12 protein-coding genes and 6 pseudogenes are annotated in these 14339 nt (G+C 73.2%); 16 read left to right on the top strand and 2 right to left on the bottom strand.

From position 1 onward, the window contains the following. Nucleotides 1–8 precede the first annotated feature (8 nt). From UG55_RS02475 to UG55_RS29345, 4 genes are all read left to right on the top strand, one after another. Nucleotides 9–566 carry a cell division protein SepF gene (locus UG55_RS02475; protein ID WP_066062137.1) on the top strand — a complete coding sequence of 186 codons (558 nt, stop codon included), beginning with the start codon at nucleotides 9–11 and terminating at the stop codon, nucleotides 564–566. Between the two features lie 64 nt (nucleotides 567–630). Beyond that, nucleotides 631–915 (top strand): YggT family protein, encoded by a 285-nt coding sequence (locus UG55_RS02470; RefSeq protein ID WP_396230790.1) that lies wholly within the window; start codon nucleotides 631–633, stop codon nucleotides 913–915. 93 nt (nucleotides 916–1008) lie between these two features. After that, nucleotides 1009–2049 carry a DivIVA domain-containing protein gene (locus tag UG55_RS02465; RefSeq protein WP_066062129.1) on the top strand — a complete coding sequence of 347 codons (1041 nt, stop codon included), beginning with the start codon at nucleotides 1009–1011 and terminating at the stop codon, nucleotides 2047–2049. 100 nt (nucleotides 2050–2149) lie between these two features. Next, nucleotides 2150–2320 (top strand): hypothetical protein, encoded by a 171-nt coding sequence (locus UG55_RS29345; protein WP_199865007.1) that lies wholly within the window; start codon nucleotides 2150–2152, stop codon nucleotides 2318–2320. Nucleotides 2321–2442: 122 nt separating this feature from the next. On the opposite strand, the gene ileS is transcribed toward UG55_RS29345, so the two are convergent. Beyond that, nucleotides 2443–5829 carry an isoleucine--tRNA ligase gene (gene ileS, locus UG55_RS02460; protein ID WP_066062629.1) on the bottom strand — a complete coding sequence of 1129 codons (3387 nt, stop codon included), beginning with the start codon at nucleotides 5827–5829 and terminating at the stop codon, nucleotides 2443–2445. Nucleotides 5830–6412: 583 nt separating this feature from the next. On the opposite strand from ileS, the gene lspA reads away from it, so the two are divergent. From lspA to UG55_RS02425, 11 genes and pseudogenes are all read left to right on the top strand, one after another. Then, the gene (gene lspA, locus UG55_RS02455; protein ID WP_242423622.1) at nucleotides 6413–7042 is read left to right on the top strand and encodes a signal peptidase II; all 630 of its coding nucleotides are present in this window, start codon (nucleotides 6413–6415) and stop codon (nucleotides 7040–7042) included. Beyond that, nucleotides 7039–7660: pseudogene (locus UG55_RS02450) on the top strand (pseudouridine synthase); the annotation flags it as partial. The gene lspA and the pseudogene UG55_RS02450, both read left to right, overlap by 4 nt. Before the next feature lies 1 nt (nucleotide 7661). After that, nucleotides 7662–7747: pseudogene (locus UG55_RS31450) on the top strand (hypothetical protein); the annotation flags it as partial. Between the two features lies 1 nt (nucleotide 7748). Next, nucleotides 7749–7980: pseudogene (locus UG55_RS31445) on the top strand (RNA pseudouridine synthase); the annotation flags it as partial. Nucleotides 7981–8195: 215 nt separating this feature from the next. Beyond that, nucleotides 8196–9092, top strand: a complete 897-nt coding sequence (locus tag UG55_RS02445) for a hypothetical protein (protein WP_083986319.1) — start codon at nucleotides 8196–8198, stop codon at nucleotides 9090–9092. Between the two features lie 284 nt (nucleotides 9093–9376). Then, the gene (locus tag UG55_RS02440) at nucleotides 9377–10021 is read left to right on the top strand and encodes a DUF6308 family protein (RefSeq protein WP_066062122.1); all 645 of its coding nucleotides are present in this window, start codon (nucleotides 9377–9379) and stop codon (nucleotides 10019–10021) included. A gap of 139 nt (nucleotides 10022–10160) precedes the next feature. Next, nucleotides 10161–10406, top strand: a pseudogene (locus tag UG55_RS31440) (ATP-binding cassette domain-containing protein); the annotation flags it as partial. Nucleotide 10407: 1 nt separating this feature from the next. After that, the coding region (locus UG55_RS02435; RefSeq protein ID WP_242423621.1) for an AAA family ATPase at nucleotides 10408–11123 on the top strand (716 nt) is incomplete at its 5' end. Next, nucleotides 11120–11842, top strand: a pseudogene (locus tag UG55_RS02430) (ABC transporter permease); the annotation flags it as partial. The gene UG55_RS02435 and the pseudogene UG55_RS02430, both read left to right, overlap by 4 nt. A gap of 1 nt (nucleotide 11843) precedes the next feature. Beyond that, nucleotides 11844–12124: pseudogene (locus UG55_RS31435) on the top strand (ABC transporter permease); the annotation flags it as partial. 412 nt (nucleotides 12125–12536) lie between these two features. Further along, a complete protein-coding gene (locus UG55_RS02425) occupies nucleotides 12537–13091 on the top strand; it encodes a hypothetical protein (RefSeq protein ID WP_242423620.1) in 555 nt (184 codons plus the stop codon). 15 nt (nucleotides 13092–13106) lie between these two features. Here the strand turns inward: UG55_RS02425 and UG55_RS02420 are convergent, their stop codons facing one another. Continuing rightward, nucleotides 13107–13781, bottom strand: a complete 675-nt coding sequence (locus UG55_RS02420; RefSeq protein WP_066062110.1) for an LON peptidase substrate-binding domain-containing protein — start codon at nucleotides 13779–13781, stop codon at nucleotides 13107–13109. A 159-nt stretch (nucleotides 13782–13940) separates the two neighbouring features. Between UG55_RS02420 and UG55_RS28160 the strand changes: the two genes are divergently transcribed. Beyond that, nucleotides 13941–14336: a hypothetical protein gene (locus UG55_RS28160; protein WP_066062107.1), complete on the top strand. Its 396-nt coding sequence runs from the start codon at nucleotides 13941–13943 to the stop codon at nucleotides 14334–14336. Nucleotides 14337–14339 lie beyond the last annotated feature (3 nt).

Here is a 14339-nt window from a genome sequence, read left to right as displayed (position 1 = left end):
TCGCNCCCATGGGGCTCGGTCGCAGGGCGATGGTCTACCTCGGGCTCGCCGAGGAGGACGAGGACTATCTCGACGACGACTACGACGACGGCGGTCATGACGCTGTCCGAGGTAGTGGTCGAGACGACCGGCGGACCACGCTCGATCCGGTTCCGATGGACCGGTCGGTCCGCCGGATCGATGCACGTGAGGAGTCGGTCGCCATGCCGCGACGTCCACCGGTGGAACATCTGCGACCGCCCGCGCCGACTCCGATGCGCCGTGTGGCGCCGGTCGAGGAGCCGCGGCCGTACCGGATCACGACGCTCCAGCCACGCAGCTACAATGAGGCACGTCAGATCGGTGAGGAGTTCCGTGACGGGACTCCCGTTATCATGAACCTCACCGAGATGGACGACGTCGACGCCAAGCGGCTGGTCGACTTCGCGGCGGGGCTGATCTTCGGGCTCCGTGGCGACATCGAGAAGGTGACCAACAAGGTCTTCCTGCTCTCGCCGCACAACGTCGAGGTCACGGAGACGGACAAGCGACGCATCCGTGAGGGTGGGTTCTACAACCAGTCATAATCAGTCCGGGATCGTCCGGTAAGGTCGCCGCAGGCTTCCCCACGTCACCCCAGGAGAGGGCACCATCAGCGCACTTGGCACTTTTCTCTTCTGGGCGCTGACGGTCTACCTGCTGCTCCTGATCGCGCGGTGGATCATCGAGCTGGTACGCGCCTTCAACAGATCCTTCCGGCCGACCGGCCCCCTGGTGCTGTTCTTCGAGATCGTGTACACGGCGACCGACCCTCCGTTGCGATTCGTGCGGCGGTTCATTCCGCCGTTGAGGGTGGGTAGCGTTGCCCTCGACCTTGGCTTCATGCTCCTCCTCATAGTGATCTTCATACTGCAGGGCTATGCGCAGAGGCTGTGACGAGGTCATGAGCACACCGCGAGCGCGGGCAGGGCAGACTGCCCGCAGACCGCCCTCTCTTCGGGGAGCGGCGATGCCGCACGAGGAGGCGACGTGGCGCTGACACCGCAGGACGTTCAGAACAAGGTCTTCAGCCCGACGAGATTTCGTACGGGCTACAACGAAGACGAGGTCGACACGTTCCTCGACGAGGTCGAGGCCGAGCTGACACGTCTGCTGGACGAGAGCAGCGACCTGCGCAGGCAGCTCGACGAAGCCCGTCGTTCCGGCGGTGGCGGTCCTGGTGTGCCGGCCCAGCTGCTGGAGGAGAACCAGCAGCTGCGTCGTCAGCTGGAGGAGACCCGCCGGCATCTGGGCCAGGTACAGGCACAGGCGGCGCAGGCAGCCCGTGAGCGCCCGGCTCCCATGGGGCCCGGCGGCGGGCCGACTGGTCCGGGGGCCCCGGGTGGTCCGCCGATGCCTGGTGGGCAGCCTGTCCCCGGCGGCCCGACGGCCGTGATGCCCGCGCTGGTCGGTGGCGGCGGTCAGGCCCGGCCCGGCCAGCAGACCGGCCCTGGCGTCGGGGGCCAGACCGAGGCGGACATCGAGCAGCGGGTCGCCCGGACGCTTGTGTTGGCGCAGCGCACCGCTGACGAGGCGCTGCGCGAGGCGCGGGCCGAGTCCGAGCGGGCGCGCCGCGAGGCCAGGGCGGACGCCGACCGCATCATCGGTGAGGCTCGGGCCCATGTGGCCGAGCAGCTTGGCGGGCTCGAGGACGACAAGCGTCGCCTGGAGAGCCAGGTCGAGCAGCTTCGGGCCTTCGAGCGGGAGTACCGCACCCGGCTGCGGGCCTACCTGGAGATGCAGCTGCGTGACCTTGACGGCATGCCGACCCAGCCGGCCGTGGGTCCCGGCGGGCCATCCCGTCCGGGGCTCAACCCGGGTACGTCGGCACCGACCCCGGTACCGGCCGCCAACGTCGGCATGCAGAACACGGGTCCGGGTCAGCCTTCCCAGCAGCACATGGCGGCCCAGGCGTTCCAGTCCGGTCCGCCGATGGGCGCCGCCACGATGGCCCGGGAGAGCAACGGGCACGGCGTTCGCCCGGACCTGGACCCCGGCCGGCGCGATGCCGCCGGCATGCAGGAGTTCTGAGGGCCGTTCCGCGGCTCCTGTCCGACGCTCGGCCGGCTGGCCGAGGCGTCGGGCCCGTTGGTGCTCTTTTCTTCCGTGCGTGGGCTGAGGGCGGTGCGGCATGGTGATGGTGAGTGGTGTCCTGATAGCGCTCGCCGCGGTGCTCGCGGTCATCGGGCTGTTCGCCGCCGCCACCTGGACCTACCTGTCACTGATCCTGGTCTGCGTCGCGGCGGCGCTGCTGCCGGTGGCGGCGGCCCGGCTGGTCGCCGCCCGGCGGATTGCCGGGTAGCCGGCCAGCCGGGTGGTCGGTCAGGCCAGACGGGTAGGCCGTCAGCCTGGATCGCGAGGTAGCACCGGGGCCCGCCGTGATCCGCCCGCCCGGGCGGACGGATCACGGCGGGCCCTCCGCTGTCAGCCGGCGGGTGTGGTGCCGACCCGGGTCAGCGCGAAGGTGAGCCCGAGCTCCTCGGAGGATCCCCGGTGCCAGCCCGCCGCGGGCGCCTCCCCGGTCGGGTCGGCCGGGGTCTCCTGGAACACCGGGGTCTCCTGGAACACCGTGGCCAGGATCTCGTCGGCGACGGTGGTCCCGTGCTCCCGCAGCGCCGCCGCCGTGTCCGCCCGGCCGGTGGACCAGCGCAGCTCGACCCGGTCGGTGATCTCCAGCCCGGCCGCGCGGCGGGCGTCCTGCAGGACCCGCACCACGTCACGGGCCAGGCCGGCCCGGGCGAGCGCGGGGGTGACGGTCAGGTCCAGCGCGACCGAGAGGCCGGACTCACTGGTGACCGACCAGCCTTCCCGGGGGGTCTCAGTGATGATCAGCTCATCGTCGGCGAGCTCGATGAGCTCCCCGTCCACAGTCACCGTCAGCCGGCCGTCGACCGGGGCGCCCGCGGTGGCGACCGCGGCCGCGACCGCCTTCGTGCGGCTGCCGAAGCGGCGGCCCAGGGCGCGGAAGTTCGGCTTGACACTGATGTCGACCAGGTCCGAGACCGCCGCCTCGACGGCGACGACGTTCAGCTCCTCGGCGATCTGGGCGCGCAGCTCGTCCGAGAGGTCCTCGAACGCGGACGAGCCGACGACCGCGCGCGGCAGCGGCTGGCGGGTCCGCACCCCGCTGGCGGCGCGGGCCGAGCGGCCGAGCTCGACGATGCGGCGCACCAGGTCCATCCGCTCGGCGAGGCCGGGTTCGACCAGCTCCGCCGGCAGCTGGGGCCACGAGCTGAGGTGGACCGAGTCCGGCGCGCCGGGCAGCACGCCGGCGAACAGCCGCGACCACAGCCAGTCGGTGAGGAACGGCGTGAACGGCGACATCACCCGGGTCAGGCCGTCCAGGCAGGTGTAGAGGGTGGCCAGCGCGTTCGGGTCACCGGACCAGAACCGGCGGCGGGAGCGGCGGACGTACCAGTTCGACAGGTCGTCGACGAACCGCGCGATCCGCCGGCCGGCCCGCAGGGAGTCGAAGTTCTCCAGCGCCTGGTCGACCTCGGCGATCGTGTCGGCAAGTTCCGACAGCGCCCAGCGGTCCAGCACCGGGCGCCGCGCGGGCAGGTCGGCACCGGCCGGAGCGGTGGCGTCGGCCGGGGCGCCGGTGCCGGTGTCGGTGCCGGTGTCGGGGAAGGCGGCCGCGTCGCCCGCTCCGTCCGCCGCGGTGGGGCGCCAGTTCGCCGCGCCCGCGTAGAGCGCGAAGAACGACGCCGTGTTCCAGTAGGTGAGCAGGATCTTGCGGACGATGTCCTCGATGGCCTCGTGGCCGACCCGGCGGTCCGACCAGGGAGATCCGCCGGCCAGCATCAGCCAGCGGACGGCGTCCGCGCCGTGCCGCTCGAACAGGTCGAACGGGTCGAGCACGTTGCCCAGATGCTTGCTCATCTTGCGGCCGTCCGCATCCAGCAGCAGGCCCAGGCACAGCACGGTCTCGTAGGACGACTGGTCGAACACCAGCGTGCCGATCGCCATCAGCGTGTAGAACCAGCCGCGGGTCTGGTCGATCGCCTCGCAGATGTACTGCGCCGGGTAGTGCCGGGTGAACTCCGCATCGTTGCGGTGCGGCGCGCCCCACTGGGCGAACGGCATCGCGCCGCTGTCGTACCAGACGTCGATGACCTCGGGTACCCGGCGGGCGGTCGCGCCGCAGGTCGGGCAGGGCAGGGTGACGTCGTCGACGAACGGGCGGTGCGGGTCGAGCGCGGAGTGGTCCTCCCCGGCGAGGGCGGACAGCTCGGCCAGCGAACCCACACAGGTCAGGTGGGACGGATCCGCCTCACAGCGCCAGATCGGCAGCGGGGTGCCCCAGTACCGGTTGCGCGACAGCGCCCAGTCGACGTTGTTGCGCAGCCACTCGCCGTAGCGGCCGGCGCGGATCCGCTCGGGATGCCAGTCCGTCCGCGCGTTCTCGGCGAGCAGCCGGTCGCGGATCGCCGTCGTGCGGATGTACCACGACGGCAGCGGGTAGTAGATCAACGGTGTGTGGCAGCGCCAGCAGTGCGGGTAGCTGTGGGTGTAGGTGGACGCCCGCCACATCAGCCCGCGCTCGGTGAGGTCGGCGGACAGCGGCGCGTCGGCGTCCTTGAAGAACAGCCCGCCGACCAACGGTACGTCGGGGAGGAAGCGGCCGTCCGGCCCGACCGGGTTGACCACGCCGAGGCCGTTGGCGCGGCACACCGCGAGGTCCTCGGCGCCGAAGGCCGGAGCCTGGTGGACCAGCCCGGTGCCGTCGGTCGTCGTGACGTACTCGGCCAGCACCACCGAGTGCGGACGGGCGGGAGCCGGCGTATCCGGCCCGGTGCCCGTGTCGGCGGCCGCCGCGGCGGCTACGACCTTCGCCGCGGCGTCCTCGAAACGCTCGAGCGCGACCAGCTCGAACGGCCGGGCGTAGCGGGTGCCGGCGAGTTCCGTGCCGGTGAGGCGCTCCAGGATCTCGGCGTCCTCGCCGACCGCCGCCGCCACCAGCGGCTCGGCGACCACGAGCAGCTCACCGCCGGCGGCCCGGGCGAGCACGTAGGTGACCTCCGGGTGCACGGCCACCGCCGTGTTGGAGACCAGCGTCCACGGAGTGGTCGTCCACACCAGCAGGTGCGCCCCGCGGGCGGCGAGGTCCCGCGGACCCTCCAGGATGGGGAAGCGGACGTACACCGACGGGTCGTCGGTGTCGACGTAGCCCTGGGAGACCTCGTGGTCCGACAGTGGCGTCTCGTCGCGCGGGCAGTACGGGGTGACCCGGAAGTCCTCGACGAGCAGGCCCTTGCCGAAGATCTGCTTGAGCGACCACCAGACGCTCTCGATGTACTCGGTGTCCATCGTGCGGTAGGCGGTGTCCAGGTCGACCCAGTAGCCCATCCGCTCGGTCATCGCGGAGAAGTCGGCGACGTGCCGCAGGACGGACTCGCGGCACTTCGCGTTGAACTCGGCGATGCCGTAGTCCTCGATGTCGCCCTTGCTGGTGAAGCCCAGCTCCTTCTCGACCGCGAGCTCGACCGGCAGGCCGTGGCAGTCCCAGCCGGCGCGCCGCGGTACGTGGTAGCCCTTCATCGTCCGGTAGCGCGGGAAGAGGTCCTTGAAGACCCGCGCCTCGACGTGATGGGCACCGGGCTTGCCGTTGGCGGTCGGCGGGCCCTCGTAGAACCTCCACAGCGGGCGGTCCGCGCTCGCCTGGAGCGACCGGTGGAAGACCTTGGAGTCCTTCCAGCGCTCCAGCGTCTCGCGTTCGAAGGCCGGCAGGTCGACCCGCGCGGGCAGGGGCCGGAACGCGGGCGCGCTCGCGGGCGTCTCGGGCGTGGGCACGTCGGGGGTAGCGGTCATGGTGTGCGGTCTCCGTCGGCGGGTGGGGCTCTCCGGCGGAGGGACGACACCCGAGGCCACCGCGCCGGCGGGGCCGGCGGTGATGGCGGGGTACCGCGGTACCACCCTCCTTGCACGCCCGGGCCGGGCTCGTCCTCGCGGACGGCGGCGGGCGGCCACTCTTGTCCTGTCGCGGCGGCCGGATCTACTGGGGGCTGGGCCCTGTTCTCCCGGCGGCTCGGGGGTGATCTTCGTGACGCGCTGGCCACCGGGCTCCCACCGCCCCCGGCTCGCTGCGGCTGCGCCCGCCACTACTCGTCCCGTCAACGCCTTTCCGCGTTCCCAGCGTAGCCGACGGCGCAGGTGGGTCGCCGACGGCGCACGCGCGTTGTACACCGCGTGGGCGGTGACGGGCCCGGGCGGTGCCGCCCGTGCCCTGTTCCGACAGCGGAACCGGCCCGGTGATCCCGGGCCGGTCGGCCGGTGATGAGCCCCCCGTACAGTGGTGACTGTGGTGGCCGAGCCAGGGACAACGGGGGGTGCCCGGACCCGGGGCGTTCTCAGGGGACGTGCCGGGGCCGGCGATGCCCGGGCAGGCGGGGGCGTGACCGGTGGGGAAGCGACCGGCACGGGGCCCGCTCCCGGCCGGCGGGTCGCGTCACGGCGCGCCGTCCTGATCGTCGCGCTGACCGCGCTCTGCCTGGTCGGGCTGGACGTGCTGACCAAGCTTCTCGCGGTGGCGGAGCTCTCCGGGCGCGCCCCGGTAACGATCATTCCCGGCGTGCTGGACCTGCGGCTGACCCGCAACTCGGGGGCCGCGTTCAGCCTCGCCGGCGGTGCCACGGTGATCCTCAGCCTGGTCGCGCTGGTGGTCGTCGCCGTCGTGGTCGTCACCGCCCGGCGGCTGGCCTCCGTCGGGTGGGCCTTCGTCTTCGGGGCGATGGTCGGCGGCGCGGTGGGGAACCTCATCGACCGGGTCTTCCGTGCTCCCGGGCCGCTGCGCGGCCACGTGGTCGACTTCATCCACATCCACCACTGGCCGATCTTCAACCTGGCGGACTCGGCGATCGTCTGTGGAGGCGTCCTGGCGGTCATCCTGTCGCTGCGGGGAATCGGCCTGGACGGCAGCCGGCTGCCGTCCGCCGAGCGTCCCGACGGCGGACAACCCGAGGCCGGCACCCGGCCGCGGGACGTCGAGGGTGCCACCGAGACCCCTGGGCCGGGTGGGGCATGACGACGGCGTACACCGACCGCCGGTCGCTGCCGGTGCCCGACGGTCTCGACGGCATCCGGCTGGACGCGGCCCTCGCCCGCATGTTCGGGCTTTCCCGCACCGCCGCCGCCACCCTCGTCGACGACGGGCAGGTGAGTGTCGACGGGCAGGTGCGCGGCCGGTCCGACCGGGTGACCGGGGGGGCCTGGCTCGAGGTCTCCCTCCCGGCGCCGCCGCGTCCCGCGGCGGTCGAGGCGACCCCGGTCGAGGGCCTCGGCATCCTGCACGATGACGACGACATCGTGGTGGTCGACAAGCCGGCGGGCGTCGCGGCGCATCCGGCCCCCGGCTTCACCGGGCCGACGGTGATCGGCGCGCTGGCCGCCGCCGGGTACCGGATCTCCACCTCGGGCGCGGCGGAGCGCCAGGGAGTGGTGCATCGGCTCGATGTCGGCACCACCGGCGCCATGGTCGTGGCCAAGAGCGAGCGGGCGTACACGCTGCTCAAACGGGCCTTCCGGGAACGTGAGGTGGAGAAGGTCTACCGGGCGGTCGTCCAGGGGCATCCGGACCCGCTGCGCGGCACGGTCGACGCGCCCATCGACCGACATCCCCGGCGCCCTGGCCTCTTCGCGGTGGNGGCGGACGGCAAGCCGAGCGTGACCCACTACGACACGGAGGAGGCGTTCCGCTCGGCCTCGCTGCTGTCCGTTCGGCTGGAGACCGNCCGTACCCACCAGATCAGGGTGCACATGTCGGCGCTGCGCCACCCGTGTGTCGGCGACCTCGCCTACGGCGCGGACCCGACGCTGTCGCGCCGGCTCGGGCTCGACCGGCAGTGGCTGCACGCGGCTCGGCTGGCCTTCGCGCATCCGGCGGACGGATCGTGGGCGGAGTTCGTGAGCCCTGATCCAGACGACCTGGCCGAGGCCCTGAAGCGGTTGCAAGACCAGACGTGACGGGGCCGGCGCCAGGGGCCGCCGGATCCGCTGGGGCCACTGGTTCCGCTGCGGCTTCCGGTTCCGCTGCGGCTCCCGGTTCCGCTGCGGCTTCCGGTTCCGCGGAGGCCCTCGAATCCGCCGCGGCTGCCGGTGCCACCGGGTCCGCCGAGGCTTCCGCGCCCGTCGCGCCTGGGCCACCCCCGGCGCGCGGCCTGGTCGCCGTACTGGAACGGGTGGATGACGCTGCTCTGCCGCCGGTCACCCGGGCGCTGGAGCGGGTGTGCGGGAACCTGGCCACGGCCGGTGCGCGGCTCCGGCTGGGAATTCTCCGGGCGCAGGGCGACGGTGCCGAGGGACCGGGCGTTGCCGACGGGGCTGGTGGTGCTCGCGACGCCGGTGGCGGCGGGCCCGTTCCGCCGGTGTTCCGCGGCTCGGCGACCGCGAGCCTGTTGGGGAGCGTCTTACGGCTGCTCGCCCTCGTCCTGGTGGTCCTGATCGTCGTCGGTGCCGTCAGCACGATGCTGCGTGGCACGGATCCCGGTGAGCATCTCCCCGCGGCCGGCTCGGGCGCCGGCTCCGCTCCCAGCGGCACCGCAGCCGGCCCCGTCGAGCCCACCGCGGTGGTCGGGCCGTTGGCCGGTGACTCGGCGGCGGAGTACCTGGCGATCGCGCGGTCGGAGCTGGAGTCGCTGGCCAGGGCGGCCCCGGCCACCGACCTGTACGCGGTGGTCAGCCTAGCCGGCTACCGCACCCCGACCGATCTGCGACAGATGTTCGCCGCCTACCGCCTGACCGAGGTTTTCTTCCGGGTACCTCCGGACGGGGCCGACACCTCCGCGACGGTCCGGGATCCCGTCGCGGACATCGAGGCCGCCTTCGACAGCGCGGCCGACACCGCGGAGACCCGCGTCCACGAGGCCACGGGCGCCGCCGACGCCGAGGCCGCGAACCGGGCGGCGGTCGCGCTGCGGGCGCGGTGCGCCTGCCTGTTCGCCGCCGTCGTGCGGGCCCCGGCCGCCCGCCTGCTCGAACTCACCCGGGAGGAACAGGTCCGAGTAGTGGACCCGGCCCCGCCCGGCCTGATGCCGCCGGCCGTGAGCTTCGTCCCGCTGGAGCCCGAGCGGACCTGACCGCACCTGGTCTGACCCAACCTGATCCAGCCTGATCCCGCCTGGCCGAAGGACCTGGTCCGGCCGGCCTTCCTGCCCGCTCCGCGGTGCCCACCCGGCACGTCGGAGCCAGGCACGACCAGGTAGCCGGCCCAACGCGTCCGGCGGGGTAAGCAGGGGGGCGTCTTCCGCCGGCCCGGTGCGACAGGGCAGGATTGCTCCAGATGCGTGCGGCGCCCGCCGGTGATGCTGACTCGTCCGGCGGTGCGTTGGAGGATGAATCTGACAACTAAGGAGGCTTCCGGGTGAGGTTGGCGAGAGGCACCCGTGAGGTCTTCGACGCGGAGAGTCTGCTCGAGGAGTACCTGGGGCCGCGCCGGCGGGGCCTGCGCTACGCCTATCCGTACTATGACGGTCTTGTCACCAACGGTGACCCCGATCTGCTGTGCACCGGTGACCTGCTGGCGCCCTGTCTGCTCGGTGTGAACATCGACCTCGACCGCATGCACACGCTGACCGCGCTGACGCCGCTGCTGCAGCGGGCGCTGGACCGGCTCCCGCCGGGCATCGAGCTGATCGAGGCGGACGAGGTCACCCTAGACCTGGTGGCGGCCCTCTACGACCCGCTGGACGACCCGGACGTCGCCGACCGTGACGTCAAGGGCTCGCTGATCGCCAAGGTGCTGCACCGCAAGCGGCCGGCGCTGGTGCCGCTGTTCGACTCGAAGGTCCGGATCTTCTACCAGCACGAGGAGTGTGTGCCGCCGTCGCCGCGGGACGGGCGCTCCTGGCGCCAGTACATGGAGCTGCTCGTCCGTGCCATGCAGCATGACCTGCGCGAGAACGCCGACGAGTTCCGCCGGCTCGCCGGTCTGGTCCCGCCGGGCGGCCCGCCGGTCACCCCGCTTCGGATCCTCGACATCGTCGTCTGGATGAGCAGCGCGGTCTGACAGGAACGAACCCGGGCCGCCGTCCGGGCGCGGCATGCGTGTGGGGTGGGTGGCAGGTGGGTGACGGTGTGGTGGTCGTTGTGGGTGTGACGTCGGCGGCACCGGCCCCCGGCCTCCGCCGGGCGCCGCGGCTGCGAGAATGACAGCCGTGCTGAGCTACGCCGTGCGTGGCCTCACCCGGCGGCACGGTGCCGGGGAGTGCGCCGTCCTCGCCAACGACCGGATCGATCTCGATGTTCGCCCGGCCGAGGTCTTTGGTGTGCTCGGTCCCAACGGGGCCGGCAAGACCACACTCGTGCGCCAGCTGATGGGGCTGATCCGTCCTGACACCGGCTCCATCACCATGTTCGGGCATGACGTCGTCAGCAGGCCGGGTGTCGCCTCCNGGATGGCGGCGTACCTGGGGCAGGACGACCTCGCTCTCGCGGAGCTGCCCGTCGGCCTGGCGGTGGAGACGACCGCCCGGCTGCGTGGCCTGTCCCGCGCGGCCGCGCGTCGGGAACGTGACCTGGTCGTGGAGGAGCTCTCACTGGGTGAGGTTGTGAGCCGCCCGCTCGGCCGGCTGTCGGGCGGTCAGCGTCGGCTGGCGTGCGTGGCGGCGACCCTGGTCGGCGACCGCCCGGTGCTCGTACTGGACGAACCGACCACCGGCCTGGATCCCGCCGCGCGCCGGTCGGTGTGGTCGGCACTCGAGCGTCGGCGCTCCGACCGGGGCACCACGGTCGTGCTGATCACGCACAACGTGCTGGAGGCGGAGACCGTGCTCGACCGGGTCGCCGTCCTGGAGGCGGGCCGGGTCATCGCCTGTGATTCGCCCGGCCGGCTGAAGGCATCGGTGTCCGACGATGTGCGGCTCGATCTCGTCTGGCGGCACGACCCGCCGCTCGACGACCCGACGGTCGCCCGGCTCGCGACGACGGCGCGGGTCACCGGTCGCCGCTGGACGACCCGGCTGGCGCAGGCCGAAGCCAGGGAGGCGCTCGGCCAGCTCACGTCCGGGCCCGCGTTCGCAGCCCTGGACGACTTCAGTCTGGCGACTCCGTCGTTGGAGGACGTGTATCTCACTCTCGGCGGTACCTGCCGCGACCTGGAGCGGACATGACCTTGGCCACGCCCCACCCCGCCGCTGGAGCGGACCCCGCCGGCCCGCCAGGCGCCGCGGCGCTCGGGGGGGTCCGCGTGGCGGCTGACCAGCAGGCTCCCAAGACCGACCGGGCGGCTCCCAGGACTGACCGCCAACCTCCCAGGGCTGAGCGCCCGTCGCCCCCGGCGGAAGACCCGTCGCCCCAGGCGGCGGACCCGTCCCCCCGGGAGGAGGTCTCCGACCCGGGTGGCGCGACACCCGTACCGCTGCCACTGGGGACGTCCTTCCCGGCGGCGCTGGCGGCCGTGTACCGGGGCCAGCTCGCCCGTGGCCGGGTGGCCCGGGTGCCGTTGCTGTTCGTCGCCGCCTTCCAGTCCCTGGGGATCATGATCCTGCTGCGGGGCATCGTGGAGGTCGGTGACGATTCGGCCGCGGCCTCGGTCGTCGCCGGCTCGACGGTGCTCGTCGTGGCCTTCGTGGCGCTCAACCTGCTGGCGCAGCGCTTCGGTGCGCTGCGTGCGGCCGGCGCGCTCGACTACTACCTCACCCTGCCGATCCCCGGCGCGGCGGTCGTGCTCGGCACCGCCGCGTCCTACGCGACGTTCGCGGTGCCCGGCACGGTCGTGACCGTGCTGGTCGGCTCGGTGCTGTACGGCCTGCCGATGACGAGCCTGTGGCTGCTGGTCCCGGTGACCGTGCTGGCCGGGGCGAGCCTGGCGGGCATCGGCGCGGCGATCNGGCTGCTCGCGCCCAAACCCGAGCTCGCGACGGTAGCGGGTCAGCTGGGCATGAGCGTGGTGCTGTTCCTGGGCGTCATCCCCCCGGAGAGGCTGCCGGGTGTCGGCCGGCTGGCGCGGGATCTGCTGCCGAGCAGCTATGCGGTGGACGCCCTCGCCGAGGCGTTCGCCCCATCGGTGGACTGGGTGGACGTGACGGCCGATCTCGGCGTCTGCGCCGCAGTCGCCGCGGTCGCGTTGTTGGTGGCGGCACACGCCCTGCGGCGGGTCACCAGGTCCTGACCAGGACGACCGACGCGGGCCGGGCGGCGGGCGGCGTGACCGCCGTTGCTGCGGGTACGGTCGACGCCTGGGCCCGGCGTCGAGGTGGGGTCGGCTCGCCCTGAATGTCGGGTCGGTGGACCGGTGTGGCAGGCGAGGAGACGGACGGGTCGTGGCAGAGTGGCCGGGCGATGCCCGGGACATCCCAGTGTGTACCGGCCCGCAGGCGGATGGGCGGGCCGAGCACGACTCCGTCGCGGGTGCCCCCTCGGCCCCGGCCGGGATCACGGCCGAGCACCCGGTTCCGGTTCCGGCTCCGGTCACTGGCCCGCCGCGTCATTTCGCCGCACCGCCGGCCGACCCTGATGGTGCTGTGCCCGCGGGCGGTGCTGTGCCCGCGGGGGGTGCGGTGCCCGCGGGGGGTGCGGTGTCTGTGGACGGCGGCATCGGGGCCAGGCTGACCGCGGGCGGCCTGTGCTGCCTGGCGATGATCGTGGTGGGCCCGCTGCTGGGCCTGCTGTGGGAGGCCTGCGCGCCCCGCCTCGACATCGACGCGGTGTTGTCCGGGGCGACGTCGGTGTTCGGGGTGCAGAGCACGGTCGACGCCTATTTCGCCATGATCTGCGCAGTCGCGGGCGTGGTGGGCGGTTTCGTCGCCTTCTGGCGGGCGGCCGATGCCGGCTGGCCCGTCCCGCTCGGCCTCGGCGCCGGGGGGACCGCGGGAGCGCTGCTGGCGGGCTGGGTCGGGCACCTGCGGCGCGCCGGCGAGGTCCGCGCCGCCCTCCCGCCCAACGCGACGGATCTGTTGCGTGACCTGGCGGAGTTCCACGTGCGGGCCACGGGCCTCTACCTCGTCCTGCCCGGAACCGCCCTGCTGGTGCTGACGCTGGCGTTGTGGGCGGGCGGGACGGCTCTCAGCTGGCCCTGGCGCCGGGGTGCTCCGTCCGATCGGACAGGCCTGTCACCCCGGCGCGAACCACCACCTTGATCCACGAGAAGTCGCCTAGTTGGAGCTCGGCGTGATGCGGTTCAGCTCGCTCGACCCCACGGTGGTGATGCGTTCGAGCAGCCCGAGCTCCCGTCGCAGCAGAGCCCGTTCGGCCCGGAGCCTGGTGGCGGCGTCCGGGGCGGCCAGCAGCTCCTGCCGCTCGGTGATGTCGTTCGCCACCGCCGCGGCGACGAGGAAGGAGAGCGCGATCGGGTCGGTCGGCAGGTCGGGCAGCCTGACCTCGACCGTGCCGCTGGCGGTGAGGCGTTCGGTGTACTCCCGCAGCAGCCGGGTCACCACCGCGGTGTTGACCGTGGCGGTGGCCTCATCGCCGGTGACGTCCTCCAGGAACTCGACCTCACCGACCAGATAGGGGCGGCTGGCGGCGTCGACCGAGGTCACCCGGAAGCGGGGGCCGCCCACGGTGACGACCGAGAACCGCCCGTCCGGCAGGGGTTCCACCCGGCGCACCAGTGCGGTGCAGCCGATCTCGTAGGTCTGCGGAACCGCCGGGCCCACCTCCCGCCCGCGCTGGATGGCCACCACGCCGAACCGCCGGGTCTCGGTCTCGGGAATTTCGAGCAGTTCGCGGACCAGGACCCGGTAGCGTTCCTCGAAGATCTGCAGTGGCATCAACAGACCTGGCAGCAGAACCGTTCCGAGCGGAAACAGGGGCAGGCGCTCACCCATCGTCTCCTTCACCCCCTTCGGCCGCGGCCAGGCCCGTGGCGCGGGACCCGTATGGTCCCACCCTGTCCTGTACCGGCCGCCGCGTCCATCCACCGCCGACGCGGCGGGCGTCACGCCGCAGACGCGGGGCGGCGACCCGCGAGAACAGGAGGACGTCCGTTGAGTGACCGAGGCCCGCGGGAGCCTGGGTGGGGCGTGCCCCGTGAGCTGCTGCTCATCCTGGGCGACGACGGCGACGGCGACGGCGACGACGGCGACGACACCGGGGTCGGCGGCGGCGCGGCGGCGTCGGCGGTTCTGGAGCGGGTCGCCGAATGGGGGCAGGTGACCGCACGGTTCCCACCGCGGCTCGCGCTCGTGCTGCTGCCCGCCGAGCGGGTCGCCGACGCCCGGGCGCTGCGCGGCGTCCGCGGGGTGTTCGCCGGCGACGTCCCGGAGGAGCTGGCGGGGACGCTGCGGGCCGCCGAGCGGCTGTTCGTGGACGGATGGCTCGCCCGGGCCCAGGCCAAGCCGCCCCGGGCCGGCGACGGCAGGTCGTGGGAGCCGCCGACCTGACCC

Source organism: Frankia sp. EI5c, assembly GCF_001636565.1.
Lineage (GTDB): Bacteria > Actinomycetota > Actinomycetes > Frankiales > Frankiaceae > Parafrankia.
The sequence above is the reverse complement of the archived record's forward strand: the minus strand, read 5'-3'. Positions and strand labels throughout refer to the sequence as shown.